This is a genomic window from Lysobacter arenosi, from assembly GCF_016613475.2.
Lineage (GTDB): Bacteria > Pseudomonadota > Gammaproteobacteria > Xanthomonadales > Xanthomonadaceae > Lysobacter_J > Lysobacter_J arenosi.
This window is the reverse complement of the sequence record NZ_CP071517.1, coordinates 3,081,707-3,097,485: the sequence shown is the minus strand read 5'-3', so window position 1 is coordinate 3,097,485 and position 15,779 is coordinate 3,081,707. Positions and strand designations below refer to the sequence as shown.

Annotated in this window: 11 protein-coding genes; 6 read left to right on the top strand and 5 right to left on the bottom strand. The window is 67.9% G+C overall.

Annotated features, from left to right (window positions below; all coding sequences use genetic code 11):
• Positions 1-30: 30 nt before the first annotated feature.
• Both HIV01_RS14270 and HIV01_RS14265 read left to right on the top strand, forming a co-directional pair.
• Entirely contained in the window at positions 31-1,359 is a 1,329-nt protein-coding gene (locus tag HIV01_RS14270; protein WP_200608153.1) for a peptidase MATCAP family protein, read from the top strand.
• Between the two features lie 394 nt (positions 1,360-1,753).
• Positions 1,754-2,119 (top strand): cupin domain-containing protein, encoded by a 366-nt coding sequence (locus tag HIV01_RS14265; RefSeq protein WP_200608151.1) that lies wholly within the window; start codon positions 1,754-1,756, stop codon positions 2,117-2,119.
• A gap of 77 nt (positions 2,120-2,196) precedes the next feature.
• On the opposite strand, the gene HIV01_RS14260 is transcribed toward HIV01_RS14265, so the two are convergent.
• The 5 genes from HIV01_RS14260 to zwf form a co-directional block, all read right to left on the bottom strand.
• The gene (locus HIV01_RS14260) at positions 2,197-3,657 is read right to left on the bottom strand and encodes a DUF1254 domain-containing protein (protein ID WP_200608149.1); all 1,461 of its coding nucleotides are present in this window, start codon (positions 3,655-3,657) and stop codon (positions 2,197-2,199) included.
• A gap of 80 nt (positions 3,658-3,737) precedes the next feature.
• Positions 3,738-4,364, bottom strand: a complete 627-nt coding sequence (eda, locus tag HIV01_RS14255) for a bifunctional 4-hydroxy-2-oxoglutarate aldolase/2-dehydro-3-deoxy-phosphogluconate aldolase (protein ID WP_200608147.1) — start codon at positions 4,362-4,364, stop codon at positions 3,738-3,740.
• An 80-nt stretch (positions 4,365-4,444) separates the two neighbouring features.
• On the bottom strand, positions 4,445-6,271 hold the full coding sequence (edd, locus tag HIV01_RS14250; protein ID WP_200608145.1) for a phosphogluconate dehydratase: 1,827 nt from the start codon (positions 6,269-6,271) through the stop codon (positions 4,445-4,447).
• Between the two features lie 27 nt (positions 6,272-6,298).
• Entirely contained in the window at positions 6,299-7,093 is a 795-nt protein-coding gene (gene pgl / locus HIV01_RS14245) for a 6-phosphogluconolactonase (protein ID WP_200608143.1), read from the bottom strand.
• Complete coding sequence (gene zwf / locus HIV01_RS14240; RefSeq protein ID WP_425600235.1) at positions 7,077-8,552, bottom strand: glucose-6-phosphate dehydrogenase; 1,476 nt, start codon at positions 8,550-8,552, stop codon at positions 7,077-7,079. Before zwf ends, pgl begins: the two co-directional genes overlap by 17 nt.
• Before the next feature lie 172 nt (positions 8,553-8,724).
• Here zwf and HIV01_RS14235 point away from each other — a divergent pair, with 172 nt between their 5' ends.
• The 4 genes from HIV01_RS14235 (at position 8,725) to HIV01_RS14220 (ending at position 15,608) form a co-directional block, all read left to right on the top strand.
• On the top strand, positions 8,725-9,468 hold the full coding sequence (locus tag HIV01_RS14235; protein WP_200608142.1) for a GntR family transcriptional regulator: 744 nt from the start codon (positions 8,725-8,727) through the stop codon (positions 9,466-9,468).
• Positions 9,469-9,550: 82 nt separating this feature from the next.
• Entirely contained in the window at positions 9,551-10,585 is a 1,035-nt protein-coding gene (locus HIV01_RS14230; RefSeq protein ID WP_200608140.1) for an SIS domain-containing protein, read from the top strand.
• Positions 10,586-10,589: 4 nt separating this feature from the next.
• A complete protein-coding gene (gene nagA, locus HIV01_RS14225; protein ID WP_200608139.1) occupies positions 10,590-11,726 on the top strand; it encodes an N-acetylglucosamine-6-phosphate deacetylase in 1,137 nt (378 codons plus the stop codon).
• A gap of 198 nt (positions 11,727-11,924) precedes the next feature.
• Positions 11,925-15,608 carry an indolepyruvate ferredoxin oxidoreductase family protein gene (locus tag HIV01_RS14220; RefSeq protein WP_207526976.1) on the top strand — a complete coding sequence of 1,228 codons (3,684 nt, stop codon included), beginning with the start codon at positions 11,925-11,927 and terminating at the stop codon, positions 15,606-15,608.
• Positions 15,609-15,779: the final 171 nt, after the last annotated feature.

Genomic DNA, 15,779 nt, shown 5'->3' with positions numbered 1-15,779 from the left:
CCACGATTCCTCGCCCGAGGGGAGCTTCGCATGTCGGCCCTGCCCACCGCCCCGCCTGCGCCCGATGCCTTGAAGGATCCGGCGCTGGTCCCGCTGTTCGAGCAGGACCGCACCCTGGTCAAACTCGGCCGCGGCATCCGCGTGCTCAAGGCCATCGACTGGCCGATGGAGCTGGAGGATCGCTTCTTGGCCGGCTGGCGGGTCGGCCGTCCCGAATTGCCGGAACCGACCACGCAGCCGCAGCCGATGGAAGCGGAAATCGAAGGCCTCGACGACCTGCTCGGCCGCATCGACCGCGGCCATCCGCTGGGCATGTGGCTGTACAAGTCGGCCTGGAGCTATCGCGTCGCCGCGCAGATGCTCGGCGCGATCGGCACGCCCGAGTACACCCGTTGCTCGGCCCTGCTCTACGGCCGCCCCGACCATCTCTATCCGAACCAGGAATCGACCAATGCCGACGTAGCCCGCGAGTTGCTGCGCGTAACCGACGAGCTGATCAACGACCGCCTGCTGCCGGAGATACCGGTCGACATCGAGGCGCCGGAGTTCGCCCGGCGCCTGCGCGAGCGCATCGATCCGTTCTTCACCCACGACAAGGTCGAGGTCGTGCTCGATCCGAACCTGGCCTCCAAGGCCACCGCCGGCAGCAAGCGGGTGACGCTGCGGGCGACGGCGATGTTTTCCGAGCGCGACCTGGAACAGCTGATCCAGCACGAAGCCTTCATCCACACGTTGACCGCGCTCAACGGCAAGCACCAGCCCTACCTGACATCGCTGGGTTGCGGCGCACCGCGAACCACCCGTGCCCAGGAAGGGCTGGCGACGTTCTCCGAGATCATCACCGGTGCGATCGATATCGCGCGGCTGCGCCGCGTCGCGCTGCGCGTGGTGATGGTCGAACAGGCGCTCAAGGGCGCCGATTTCATCGAGGTCTTCCGCGGCTTCCTCGATGCCGGGCAGAGCGATGTCGAGAGTTACCGCAGCGCGGCACGCATCTTCCGCGGCGGCAATGTGCGCGGCCTGGTCTGCTTCACCAAGGACGGCGCCTACCTGGAAGGCGTGCTGCGGATCTACGCCTTCATCTGCAAGGCCCTGCACGAAGGCCGCGGCGAACTGCTGCCGCTGCTGTTCTGCGGACGCGTGACCGTCGCCGACACGGTGGTGCTGGAGCCCTACCGCAACAACGGCCTGATCGTGCCGCCGCGCTACCTGCCACCGTGGGCGCGCGACCCGCAGCGGGTGCTGTCGGTGATGGCGTTCTCCATGGTGGTGCAGCGCCTGCGCCTGGAGCATCTGACGCTGCAACGCTTCGTCGACGCCGAAGCCGAGACGGTCGAGGAATCGGGCATCGGCGGCTGATCCCGCGCAGCAATCGCATCCGCGGCCCCGCCGATGGGCGCGTCGTCACGCTGCATTCGGGCGAGAGCGGGGACAAGCCCCTGCTGTTCTTCCAGACGCTGCGTCCGCTCCCCGTCGGGGCCAGGTAACCCATGGCCTTGTCCGCCACCGGCCGGCGTTATTGGTCTCGACCGGCCCGATCTGCAGCCCGCGCATCCAGCGACGGGAAATCCCCGGTTCCGGCATCGAAGGACGGTGCCGCGCATCGCGGTCCGCCCGGTTACCGGCCCCGGGGTGGACGGGTTGACCAGGCCGGCACCCCGAACTGCGAGTGACCACTCCGGTTGCGTCCATGCGTGCAGGCATGCCCTGAGATCGGATCTTCGCGCTCGCGGTGAGCCACGGAGACTCCCTCATGAAAGCCATCATCGTGCCGGCCATGTGCCTGGTCGGATTCGCGTGCGCAAGTTTGTTTGCTTCGGTCGCCTGCGCGCAGGACATGGCCACGACCGCAGGCAAGAACGTCAAGGTCCTGCTCGACAACGAGAAGGTGCGCGTGCTGGAACTGAACATGCCACCCGGCGCCAGCACCGGCTTGCACTCCCACGGCGACAACGTCGTCTATTTCGTCACCGGCGGCACGGCGACGCAGGTCACCAATGGCGAGTCCAAGACCATGACCCGCAAGCCCGGCGAAGCGATCTGGAGCGGCCCGGTCACGCACGACACCACCAACTCCGGCAAGACCGCGGTCAAGACGGTGGTGATCGAGCTCAAGTAGTGTTTGCGGCAACGGCTGTCGAAAGCAGGAAGGGAGCCCGATGGCTCCCTTCCGTGCTTTTGAATGGACGGCTGCCGTCAGCGCGTCACTTCCAGCGGCGGTTTCTTCCAGCTGCGATCGACCACCGCCGGTGCCGGGCTGTAGTTGCGCAGGATCGCGTAGAACGGCCCGTTCGGCGCCGGCAGCCAGTTGGCTTCCTTGTCCTTGCCGGGAGAGGCGTGCTGCAGGTACAGCGTCAGGCCGCCGTCGGCATCGCGCTTGAGCCTGGGCAGCATCGGCGAGTTGATCAGGTAACGGTTGATCGGATTGTCGATCAGCAGCTTGCTCTTGCCGTCGTACATGGTGATCGACCAGAAGGCATTGGTCGGCGGCAGGGCATCCTTGCCGAAGTGCAGCGTGTAATCGTGCCTGGAGGCATCCAGCGGTGCGCCCTTGGCGTCGACGAAATAGCTCAGGTAATCGGCTTCCGAGCCGGAGTTGCCGTAGATGCCGAGCTTGGCGCCGGCAAAGCGGTAGAGGCTGTTGCCCTTGAGGAAGTCGCGCGTGCCGAACAGATCGGCGCTGGATACCTGCTCGGTGTTGATCCTGGTGGCGGTGAACTCCTGCAGGTCCTTGTCGGCATCGGCGATACCGTCGAGGAGGGCCTGGCGCGTCTGCGGCGACAGCGCCGCTTCGTCGAACGGTTGGCCCGGGGCGACGCCGATCGTTTCGAACCGCTTGCGCGCGTCGGCGTCGGCCGGATTGGGCGGCATGAACTGCAGCAGGAAGTTGAGGTAGCCGAAGAAGCCCAGGCTGTTGGCCTTGGCCGCGTCGTATGCCGGGAATTCGATCTTCGGCGCCGATGCCGGTGCCGGCGTGCCGAGGAACTGGCTGAGCGGCTGGGCCGTGTACTGGGCTTGCAGCTTCTTCACGTTGGCCAGGTCGTCCGGTGCGAACAGCTGCGTGCGGAACAGGGCATAGGCGAACTGCGTCTCGGCCGGGAATACCTTGTCGATTCCCTTGGGCGTCTCACCCTTCCAGTCGGGACCGGCGATCAGGTACTTGCCGGCTTTGCCCTGCGTCAGCGCCTTGTTGATGTAGGCGAAGTTGTGGGTGTACATGTCGATCAGCTGGACCGAGAAGTAGCGCTTCCCGCCCAGTGCCGGGATCGTGATCACCACCGGTTCGGCACGCAGGTCCATCCACAGGAACGAGTAAGGCGTGTCCGAGTTCGGCGTGATGATCGCCGTGTCCTTGGGCGTCGCGACGCTGGCGGCGCTTCCGATCTGGTTGAACGGCGCGTGGAAGTCGGGACCCTTGGCGTCGATGGCCTGCGCGTACATCGACTTGTAGCTTTCCACGATCGGGAAGCCCCAGATGTAGGCGTCCTTGGCGATGGCGCGGGCTTCGGTGGCCTGATCGGCCTGGCCTGCTGCCGCGGGCTGCTCAGCCGTAGGTGTTGCCGGCGGCGTTTCGGGCTTGCAGGCGGGCAGCGCCAGCGACAGGGCGACTGCGACGAGCAATGCGGACAGTCGGACGCCCGACAAGGAATGCTTCATGGCACGGCCCCACGCTTCGACGGTGGGGCGATGCTAGGACGGACTCTGTGTGCGCGCCCTTCACGCTTTGCTTTCGCGGCTCAGGCGCGCAGCAGCGTCGCCGCGCGGGCCAGCGCTTCGATCGCGCCCCATTCTTCAGCCGCCACCAGACGCGACGGCGTGATCCACGAGCCGCCGACGCAGGCGACATTCGGCGTGGCGAGGTAATCGCGGGCGTTGTGCGCGCCGATGCCGCCGGTCGCGCAGAAGCGGATCTCCGGCAACGGGCCGTGCAGCGAACGCAGCGCCGCGGCGCCGCCTGCGGCTTCGGCCGGGAAGAATTTCTGGAAGATGAAGCCGTGCTCGGAGAGCGTCATCGCCTCGCTCGCGGTGGCCGCACCCGGCAGCCACGGCAGCGGCGAATCCTTGGCCGCGGCGATCAGGTCCGGCGTCGAGCCCGGCGAGACGGCGAAGCGCGCGCCGGCCTGTTGCGCATCGAGCAGGTCCTGCGGCTTGCGCACCGTGCCGACGCCGACGATCGCGCCTTCCACTTCGTTGGCGATCGCGCGCACTGCATCGAGTGCCGCGCGCGTGCGCAGCGTGATCTCGATCGCGGGGATACCGCCGGCGACCAGCGCGCGCGCCATTGACACGGCGTGGCGGGCGTCCTCGATCACCACCACCGGCATGACCGGGGCTACGTGCAGTACGGATTCAAGCAGACCCATCTATGAGTTCTCCAGGTATGAATTCATCGTCGTTCCCGCGAAGGCCGGCTCTTTCAAGCGGCGCTCCCCAGTGTCTTTGCTCAGGCAACGCCGAAGATCCCGCCACCCAGGTCAGCCGTCGCCGCCGCATTGCGGAACACCGCAAACAGCTCGCGCCCCATGCCGACATGGCTGGACGACAGATCGGCGCTGGCGTGCTCGCGCAGCTTCCATTCGTCCGCCGCCACCAGTACTTCGAGCTTGCCGTTGCGCGCGTCGACGCGAACCACGTCGCCATCGCGCAGTAGGCCGATGTCGCCACCACACGCCGCCTCGGGGCTGACATGGATCGCCGCAGGCACTTGGCCCGACGCGCCGGACATGCGCCCGTCCGTTACCAGTGCAACGCGGTGGCCGCGCTTCTGCAACACGGCGAGCGTCGGCGTGAGCTGATGCAGCTCCGGCATGCCGTTCGCACGCGGCCCCTGGAAGCGCACCACGACGACCACGTCGCGGTCGAGTTCGCCGCGCTCGAATGCGTGCTTGACTTGGCCCTGTTCGGAGAAGACGCGACACGGCGCTTCGACGACCCAGCGATCCTCCGGAACCGCCGAGACCTTGATCGCGGCCGTGCCGAGCGGGCCATGCAGCACGCGCAAGCCGCCGTCGGCACGGAACGGGTCGGCAACCGGACGCAGGACCGTGGGATCGCCGCTGCGTCCGGTCGCCGGCACGTATTCGACCTGCTGGTCCGGCGCCAGCCTGGCTTCGACGCGATAGCGCGCCAGGCCGGGGCCGGCAATGGTTTCGACGTCGCCGTGCGCAAGCCCGGCATCGAGCAGCTCGCCGATCAGGAAGGCAAGCCCGCCAGCGGCGTGGAAATGGTTCACGTCGGCGCTGCCGTTGGGATACACGCGCGCCAGCAGCGGCACCACCGAGGACAACGCATCGAAGTCTTCCAGGCGCAGCTCGATGCCGGCCGCCGCGGCAATCGCGATGAGGTGCAGCAGGTGGTTGGTCGAGCCGCCGGTCGCGTGCAGGCCGACGACGCCGTTGACGATGGCGCGCTCGTCGATGATGCGGCCGACCGGGCGATAGTCGTCGCCGAGCGCGGTGATCTGCGCGGCGCGGCGCGCGGCCTGCGCGGTCAGCGCATCGCGCAGCGGGTTGTCCGGGTTGATGAAGCTGGCGCCGGGCAGGTGCAGGCCCATCAGCTCCATCAGCATCTGGTTGGAGTTGGCGGTGCCGTAGAAGGTGCAGGTGCCGGCGCCGTGGTAGCTCTGCGCTTCCGCCTCGAGCAGTTCCTCTCGCGTGGCTTCGCCGACGGCATAGCGCTGGCGCACGCGCGACTTCTCATCGTTGGGCAGGCCCGAGGTCATCGGCCCGGCCGGGACGAAGATCGCCGGCAGGTGGCCGAAGCTCAATGCGCCGATCAGCAGGCCCGGCACGATCTTGTCGCACACGCCCAGGTACAGCGCGGCGTCGAACATGTCGTGCGAGAGCGACACCGCTGTGGACAGCGCGATCACTTCGCGCGAGAACAGCGACAGCTCCATGCCGGCGCGGCCCTGGGTGACGCCGTCGCACATCGCCGGCACGCCGCCGGCAACCTGCGCGGTCGCACCGACGCTGCGCGCTGCCTGCTTGAGCAGGAAGGGAAACCGCTCCAGCGGCTGGTGCGCCGAGAGCATGTCGTTGTAGGCGTTGACGATGCCCAGGTTCGGCGCCTGGCCGCTGCGCAATGCGGCCTTGTCGCTGGCGGAGCACGCGGCGAAACCGTGGGCGAGATTGCCGCACGACAGCGTGGCGCGATGCGGTCCGCGCCCGGCGGCGGCATCGATGCGCGCCAGGTAGGCGGCGCGGCGATCGCGGCTGCGCTCGACGATACGTTGGGTGACTTCGGCAACTACGGGGTGCAGGGCAGACATGGACTTCGATTCCCGGGGTCAGTCCTTTCAAGGACTCCAGAACAGCATCGGCACCACCGGCGCACCGGAAAGCACCGAACGGATCGGCAGCTTCGAACGCGGATCGCATGCGGCGCCATCCAGCACGCCACGCTTCTTCGCGCCTTCGATATGCAGGTACAGCGACGGCGCGGTGAAGATCGCGCTCAGCGTCAGCGTGATCCGCGGCTCCGGCGCCGAGGCGCTGCGAACCGCCAGCACCGGCGCACGGCCGGTGGGCTGGAGGCCGATGTCGCGTCGCTGCAGATCCGGGAACAGCGATGCGACGTGACCGTCCTCGCCCATGCCCAGCACCACCACGTCGAGCGGCAACGCCTCGTTGGCGACCTGCGTCAGCACCGGCAGCAATGCGCTTTCCGGGGTTTCGGTCGGGCGTCGCAGCGGCAGCAGTTGTGCCTGCGTGGCGTCGCCCTGGAACAGCGTCTCGCGCAGCAGGCGCTCGTTGGAGCGCGGGTGGTCGGGCGCAACCCAGCGATCGTCGACCGGCACCACGGTGACGTGCGCCCAGTCCAGCGTCTGCTTCGACAGCTCGATCAGGAAAGCGCGCGGCGTGGTGCCGCCGGATACCGCCAGGCGGGCATGGCCGCGTCGGGCGATGGCCGCGCGCAGGTCGGCGGCGACCGCCTCGGCCAGCGCCACGGCGAGATCGGCACGGTCATCGAAGAGGTGCTCGCGCAGCGGCAGGGGATCCGGGGTCAGCACGGTGAATCGCTCCGCATGGATTCGTTGAGCCTGCGCGCCGGATGGCGGTGCGGCTTTCAGAGGGTCAGACAGCGTCTTCATGCCAGGTCCTTCCGTCGCGCTCGATCAGCGCTACTGCCGCACTCGGGCCCCAACTGCCGGCGGTATAGGCCTTGGGCGCGTCGGCGCTGGCCTCCCACGCGGCGCGGATCGGATCTATCCAGGCCCACGCCGCTTCGACTTCGTCGCGGCGCATGAACAGCATCGGGTTGCCGCGCACGACGTCCATCAGCAGGCGCTCGTAGGCTTCCGGCTGGCGGCCGCCGAAAGTCTCGGCGAAGCTCAGGTCCATCGGCACGCGACGCAGGCGCAGACCACCCGGGCCGGGCACCTTGTTCATCAGCCACAGCTTCACGCCCTCGTCGGGCTGCAGGCGGATCACCAGCTGGTTCGGGTAGATCGGTTCGGCCAGCTCGCCGAAGATCGAGTGCGGCACCTGGCGGAAGGTGACCACGATCTCCGACATGCGATCGGTCAGGCGCTTGCCGGTGCGCAGGTAGAACGGCACGCCGGCCCAGCGCCAGTTGCGCACTTCGGCCTTGAGGGCGACGAAGGTTTCGGTGCGCGAATCGTTGCGGCCCAGCTCTTCGAGGTAGCCCGGCACCGGACGGCCTTCGACGGCGCCGGCACGGTACTGGCCACGCACCGTCAGCTGCGAAGTCGCGCCGTTCTCGATCGGGCTCAGCGAGCGCAACACCTTCAGCTTCTCGTCGCGGATCGCATCGGCGGCAAGCGACGACGGCGGTTCCATCGCCACCAGGCACAGCAGCTGCAGGATGTGGTTCTGGACCATGTCGCGCAGCGCGCCGGACTTGTCGTAGTAGCTGGCTCGACGCTCCAGGCCGACGGTCTCGGCCACGGTGATCTGCACGTGGTCGATGTGCTCGGCCTTCCACAACGGCTCGAACAGGGCATTGCCGAATCGCAGCGCGATAAGGTTCTGCACCGTTTCCTTGCCGAGGTAATGGTCGATTCGATAGATCTGCGATTCGTCGAAGACCTTGCCGAGTGCATCGTTGATGGCCACCGCGCTGGCGCGGTCGTGGCCGATCGGCTTTTCCACCACCACGCGGGTGTTGGCACCGGTCAGGCCATGCGCCTGCAGGCGGGCGCCGACGCTGCCGAACAGGTCCGGGCCGACGGCGAGGTAGAACACGCGGACCCGCGACTCGTCGGACAGCTCGCCCGCCAGTTCCGCCCAGCCGGTGTCGGCGCTGAGGTCGATGCGGCGATAGCCGAGCATCTCCAGGAACGGTTCCAGTGCCGCCGGCGAACGCGGGTCGTCGGCGAGGGTCTTCTGCAGAGCCTCGCGGACGCGTTCGCGGTAGGCCTCGTCGCCGAGGGTGTCGCGGGCGAGACCGAGGATCCGGGTGCCGGCGACGATCTGGCCGTCGACATAGCGGTGGAACAGGGCCGGCAGCAGCTTGCGCAGGGCCAGGTCGCCCGTGCCGCCGAAGATGATCAGATCGAAGGGCGCCATCGGCGCGATGGAGGGGCTCACGGGACGCTCCGCGCGGAGGGGGTGGGGGTTGTCAAAGAGAACCAGACCAGAACCATACCAGTGACGATACCAGTCAAATACCAGGTCCGCAAACCCCCGACTTTAGTCGAGTCCTGAATACGTATTCGGGGGCGGGTTGCCGTCATTGGTATCTCACTGGTATCTTTTGTCCATGCAGGACTATCTCGTCAACGAGTTCAGCCGCCAGGCCGATGCGCGACGCGCGCCGGCCTACCAGCACCTGCGCCGGACCCTGCAGCACGCCATCGAGAACGGCGAACTGACCGCCGGCCAGGCCCTGCCGAGCGAGCGCGAGCTGAGCAAGCTGCTCGACCTGTCGCGGGTCACCGTGCGCAAGGCCATTGCCGGCCTGGTCGGCGATGGCCTGCTGATGCAGCGCCAGGGCGCCGGCACCTTCGTCGCCGAGCGCATCGTCAAATCCTTCTCCAAGCTCACCAGCTTCACCGACGACCTGCGCGCGCGTGGCCTGGACCCGACCTCGCGCTTCCTCGAGCGCAGCGTCGGCGAGGTCACGCCCGACGAGGCGATGGCGCTGAACCTGTCGCCGGGCGCCCAGGTCGTTCGCTATTACCGCCTGCGCATCGCCGACGACATCGTGCTGGCGCTCGAACGCACCGTCGTTCCGCAGTCGGTACTGGCCGACCCGAGCCTGGTCGAGAACTCGCTGTACGAGGCTTTCACCAAGCTCGGCCTGCGCCCGACCCGTGCGCTGCAGCGCTTGCGCGCGATCGCCTTCGACGCCGAGCAGGCGCGGCTGATGAACCTGGCCGAGGGCAGCCCCGGCCTTTTCATCGAGCGCCGCACCTTCCTTGATGACGGCCGCATCGTTGAATACACGCGTTCGTTCTACCGCGGCGATGCTTACGATTTCGTTGCCGAGTTGCAGAGCGAATGAGCGCCGGCGACCCGACCCCTCTCTCCACCCGCCATTCCCGCGCAGTCGGAAGTGGCGGTTTTTTCTTCTCCAGGACCACCGCATGATCGCCCCCACCGCGACCAGGATGTACGCCGAAGCGCAGCAGACCGCTGACGTCGTTGCCGGCCAGTTTGCCGCCAATGCCAGCATCATCGACGCACTTGTCGCCCGGCTGAAGCAGGATCCGCCGCGTTTCATCGTCACCTGCGCACGCGGCAGCTCCGACCACGCCGCCACCTACGGCAAGTACCTGTTCGAGACCACGCTCGGCCTGATCACCGCTTCGGCCTCGCCCTCGGTCGGCTCGGTCTATGCCATCCAGCCGCACATGGAAGGCGCGCTGTTCGTGGCGATCTCGCAGTCGGGCAAGAGCCCGGACCTGGTCCGCAATGCCGAGATCGCCAAGGCCGCCGGCGCGCTCGTCGTGGCCCTGGTCAATGTCGAGGACTCGCCGCTGGCGAAGATCGCCGACACCGTGATCCCGCTGCGCGCCGGCCCGGAAACCAGCGTCGCGGCGACCAAGAGCTACCTGTCCTCGCTGGCCGCGCTGCTGCAGCTGACCGCACGCTGGAGCGGCGACGCCGCGCTGCTCAAGGCCACCGAAGAACTGCCGGCGGCCCTTCGCGCCGCCTGGGCGCAGGACTGGTCGCCGCTGGTCGAAGGCCTGAAGGATGCGCACAACCTGTTCGTGGTCGGTCGCGGCCTCGGCCTCGGCGCGGCCCAGGAAGCGGCGCTGAAGTTCAAGGAAACCTGCGGCCTGCACGCCGAGGCGTTCTCCTCGGCCGAGGTCAAGCACGGCCCGATGGCGATCGTTGGCCCCGGCTTCCCGGTGCTGGCGTTTGCCCAGGATGACGACACCGGCGCCGGCACCGTGGCGGTGGTGGAGGAGTTCCACAAGCGCGGCGCACCGGTCTGGCTGGCACGTCCGGGCGAGCATCGCGACGATGCCCTGCCGATGCCGGCCTCGCCGCATCCGGCCTGCACGCCGCTGCTGGCGGTGCAGAGCTTCTACAAGGCGGTCAATGCACTGGCCGTGGCGCGCGGGCACAACCCCGACGTGCCGCCGCACCTCAACAAGGTCACCGAGACGGTGTGACGCGATGACCACCACCACTGCCTTCCACAACGGCCACGTCCTCACCGACCACGGCTTCGAGACCGACGTCTGCGTGATCGTGGAAGACGGCCACATCGTCGCCGTGCTGCCCGGCCAGGCGCCCAAGGGCGCAACGGTCGTGGATCTCGCCGGCGGCTACCTGGTGCCGGGATTCATCGACACCCAGGTCAACGGTGGCGGCGACGTGCTGTTCAACGACGAGCCGACCGTGGCGGGCCTGCGCACCATTGCCAGCGCGCACCGCAAGTACGGCACCACCGGCATGATGCCGACGCTGATCAGCGACGACACCGAGGTGATGGCGCGCGCCATCGCGGCCACTCGCGAGGCGATCGCGCAGGGCGTGCCGGGCATCCTCGGCATCCACCTCGAAGGCCCGTACCTCAATGCCGCGCGCAAGGGCGTGCACGACCCGGCCAAGTTCCACACTCCGGACCAGGACGAACTCGACCTGGTCGCCTCGCTCGGCAACGGCCGCACGATGCTGACCCTGGCGCCGGAGCGCTTCTCTGCCGACACGCTGCGCGAGTTGGCCGCGCGGCGCCTGATCCTCTGCGCCGGTCATACCGCCGCCACCTACGAACAGATGCGCGACGGCTTCAGCGCCGGCATCCGCGGCGTCACCCACCTGTTCAACGCGATGACGCCGATGAACAGTCGCGAACCCGGCGGGGTCGGCGCCGCACTCGAGAACAAGTACACCTGGTGCGGCCTGATCGTGGATGGCTACCACGTCCACGACGCCGCACTGCGGGTGGCGATCGCGGCGCGACCGCCCGGAAAGATGATGCTGGTGACCGACGCGATGCCACCGGTCGGTGGCGAGCGCGAGGACTTCGAGCTCTACGGCGTGACCATGACCTGCCGCGACGGCAAGTGCACCACCGCCGACGGCACCCTCGCCGGCTCGGCGCTGGACATGGCCGGCGCGGTCCGCAATACGGTCGAGCGGCTGGGTCTCCCGCTGGAGGAAGCCTGCCGCATGGCCTCGACCTACCCGGCCGAGTTCCTTGGCCTGGGCGGCGAACTGGGGCGAATCGCGCCGGGCTTCCGCGCCGACCTGGTGGTACTGGACGAGGCGCTGCAGGTGCGGGGCACCTGGATCAACGGCCAGAGCTGAGCACGGATTGCGGGATTGGCTGAATGGGGCGCGGCGCCCGCCGCGAGGGTTCGCCGTGCCCGATACCCGGCTCAGAGTGGTCTGACTGCTACAATTCCGAGTCTTTGCTCGGACTTTTGCGTCGCGGCCACCGGTCGCGAGGCATGGTTACGGGCGTCCGCAGCCACCCCCGCGCCCCCCGGCGCGCCGGAGCCACGCATGACCAGCACCGCCGAACTCAGCTCGCCGTCCTCGGCGAACACCGCGCTTACCAACTCGGTGCTCGATACCGACTACTCGCTCGAGCACAAGTACAGCCGCGAACAAGGCCGCATCTACCTCAGTGGTGTGCAGGCGCTGGTGCGCCTGCCGCTGATGCAGCGCCTGCGCGACCAGGCCGCCGGCCTCAACACCGCCGGCTTCATCTCCGGTTACCGCGGCAGCCCGCTGGGCGGCTTCGACTTGGAGCTGTGGCGCGCGCGCAAGCACCTGGAAGCGGCCGGCGTGAAGTTCACTCCGGGCCTCAACGAGGACCTCGGCGCGACCATGGTCTGGGGCACCCAGCAAACCAACCTGTTCCCGGGCGCCAAGGTCGAAGGCGTGTACGGCATGTGGTACGGCAAGGGTCCGGGCGTGGACCGCACCGGTGACGTGTTCAAGCACGCCAATGCCGCCGGCACGTCGAAGTTCGGTGGCGTGCTCGCGCTTGCCGCCGACGACCACGCCTGCCGCTCGTCGACGCTGCCGCACGGCTCGGAAGACGAGTTCGTCAGCGCGATGATGCCGATCCTCAACCCGGCCGGCGTCCAGGACATCCTCGACATGGGCGTGCTCGGTTGGGCGATGTCGCGCTACACCGGCCGTTGGGTCGGCTTCAAGACGATCGCCGAGACGGTCGAGTCGTCGGCGTCCATCGACGTCAACCCGCTGGCGATGCAGATCATCCTGCCGGAGGACTTCGAGATGCCCGCCGGCGGCCTCAACATCCGCTGGCCCGATCCGCCGATGGACCAGGAAATGCGCCTGCACCGCTATGCGGTCAAGGCCGCGCAGGCCTTCGCCCGCGCCAACGGCATCGACCGCACCGTCATCGATTCGCCGCGCGCGCGCCTGGGCATCGTCACCACCGGCAAGTCCTACCTCGACGTGCTGCAGGCGCTGGAATACCTGGGCCTGGACGAGAACGCCTGCGCCGACCTGGGCATCCGCGTCTACAAGGTCGGCATGACCCGGCCGCTGGAGCCGGTCGGCATCACCCGCTTCGCGCAGGGCCTGGAGGACATCGTCGTCGTCGAGGAAAAGCGCGCCTTCATCGAACGCCAGATGAAGGAGTACATGTACAACTGGAGCGGCCAGCGTCCGTCGATCGTCGGCAAGTACGACGAGCAAGGCGAGTGGATCCTGCCGTCCACGGGCGAACTGACCCCGGCGACCATCGCCGGCGTGATTGGCCGCCGCATCCAGAAGTTCCATAACTCCGAGCACATCGAGAACGTGCTCAAGTGGATGGCCGAGAAGGAATCCGAGCTGGCCCTGCCGCGCGCGCAGTTCCCGCGCGTGCCGCACTACTGCTCCGGCTGCCCGCACAACACCTCGACCGTCGTGCCGGAAGGCTCGCGCGCGCTCGGCGGCATCGGTTGCCATTACATGGTCACCTGGATGGACCGCAGCACCGACACCTTCACCCACATGGGCGGTGAAGGCGTGACGTGGTCGGGGCAGGCGGCGTTCACCGAAACGCCGCACGTGTTCCAGAACCTCGGCGACGGCACGTACTTCCACTCCGGCTCGCTGGCGATCCGCCAGTCGGTCGCGACCGGCGTCAACATCACCTACAAGATCCTCTACAACGATGCGGTCGCGATGACCGGCGGCCAGCCGGTCGACGGCACGCTGTCGGTGCCGCAGATCGCCCACCAGGTGCGCTCGGAAGGCGTGCAGACCATCGTGCTGGTGTCGGACGACATCGCCAAGTGGAGCAAGCGCGAGCTCTTCCCGTCGGATATCGAGTTCTTCGACCGCAAGGAACTGGACAACGTCCAGAAGCGCCTGCGCGAAGTGAAGGGCACCAGCGTCCTGATCTACGACCAGACCTGCGCCACCGAGAAGCGCCGCCGCCGCAAGCGCGGCAAGATGGTCGATCCGCAGAAGCGGGTGATGGTCAACTCGCTGGTCTGCGAGGGCTGCGGTGACTGCGGCAAGAAGTCGTTCTGCGTGTCGGTGCTGCCGAAGGAAACCGAGTTCGGCCGCAAGCGCGAGATTGATCAATCCAACTGCAACAAGGACTACTCCTGCGTCAACGGCTTCTGCCCGAGCTTCGTGACGGTGGAAGGCGGCGGCCTGCGCAAGAAGAAGGGTTCCGGTGCAAAGGATCGCCTGAGCGACCTGCCGCTGCCGAAGCTGCCGTCGCTCGACCAGCCCTGGAACATCCTGATCACCGGCGTCGGCGGTACCGGCGTGGTGACGATCGGCGCGCTGCTCGGCATGGCCGGCCACCTCGAAGGCAAGGGCGCCAGCGTGCTCGACCAGACCGGCCTGGCCCAGAAGGGCGGCGCGGTCACCACCCACATCCGCATCGCCCGCACTCCGGCCGACATCCACGCCGTGCGCATCGCCGCCGGCGAGGCCGACCTGGTGCTGGGCTGCGACATGGTCGTGGTCAACGACTACTGGGCACTGTCGAAGGTGCGTTCGGGCCGCAGCTCGGTCGTGCTCAACAGCTATGAAGCGATGCCGGGCACGTTCACCACGCGTCCGGACATGCAGTTCCCGGCGACCGACATCATCGCCGCGATCAAGGTCGCGCTCGGTGGCAAGGATCCGCACGTGGTCGACGCCACCCAGCTCGCCACCGCGCTGATGGGCGATGCGATCGCGTCGAATCTCTTCATCCTCGGCTACGCCTGGCAGCAGGGCCTGGTGCCGCTGTCGCTGGATTCGATCATGCGTGCGGTCGAGCTCAACGGCGCCGCGATCGAGATGAACAAGACCGCGTTCGCCTGGGGCCGCCTGGCCGTGATCGATCCGCAGGCCGTGGCCGAGTCGGCCGGCCTGGTGCGCAACGCCCAGACCGCTGCCGAGTCGACCCCGCACGAGCTGCCGATGCTGTCGCCGGGTGCCTGGGAAGGCAACGAGTGGGGCGCCACAAGCGCGCCGCGCACGACCCGCAAGGAAGACGAACTGCGCCACGTGCCTGCCCATGGCGGCGACAACGTCGCGTTCCTGCCGCTCGACGACGCGCGCCTGTCGCGTTCGCTCGACGAGGTCATCTCGCGCCGCGTGGCGTTCCTGACCGAGTACCAGGACGCCTCCTACGCCCGCCGCTACAGCGATTTCGTCGCCCGCGTGCACGCCGCCGAGCGCAACGTCGCCGGCACCACCGACCTGACCGAGGCCGTCGCCCGCTACGCCTTCAAGCTGATGGCCTACAAGGACGAGTACGAGGTCGCGCGCCTGTACACCAGCGGCGACTTCCAGAAGAAGCTGGAGCAGCAGTTCGACGGTGACTACAAGTTGAAGTTCCACCTCGCGCCGCCGCTGCTGGCGAAGAAGGACGCGCAGGGCCGCCTGATCAAGCAGGAGTTCGGTCCGTGGGTGTTCACCGCGTTCAAGTGGATGGCCAAGCTGCGCTTCCTGCGCGGTGGCGCCTTCGACATCTTCGGCAAGACCGAGGAGCGCAAGATGGAGCGCCAGCTGATCGTCGACTACTTCAAGACGATCGAAGGCCTGCTCGGCAAGCTCGACCGCAGCAATGTCGGCCTCGCCGCCGAGATCGCCAGCATCCCCGAGCACATTCGCGGCTACGGCCACGTCAAGGAAGACCACCTGCACAAGGCCAAGGCGCGCGAGGCCGAGCTGTTGAAGGAGTGGGACAACCCGCTGCGGATCGTCAAGGTGGCGTAAGCGCCCCGGCGCGACGCTGGTTCCAGCGCGCGATCGTTTGAATGCGAAGGCCGGCTCCGAGGAGCCGGCCTTTTCTTTTTGCATCGACGGGAAGCCTCCCGGCAGCGCATCGAGGAGGTTCGCCGCGTTTTGCAATGCCGTTGCCTCTGCGATGCCAGCCCTCGTGCGCAC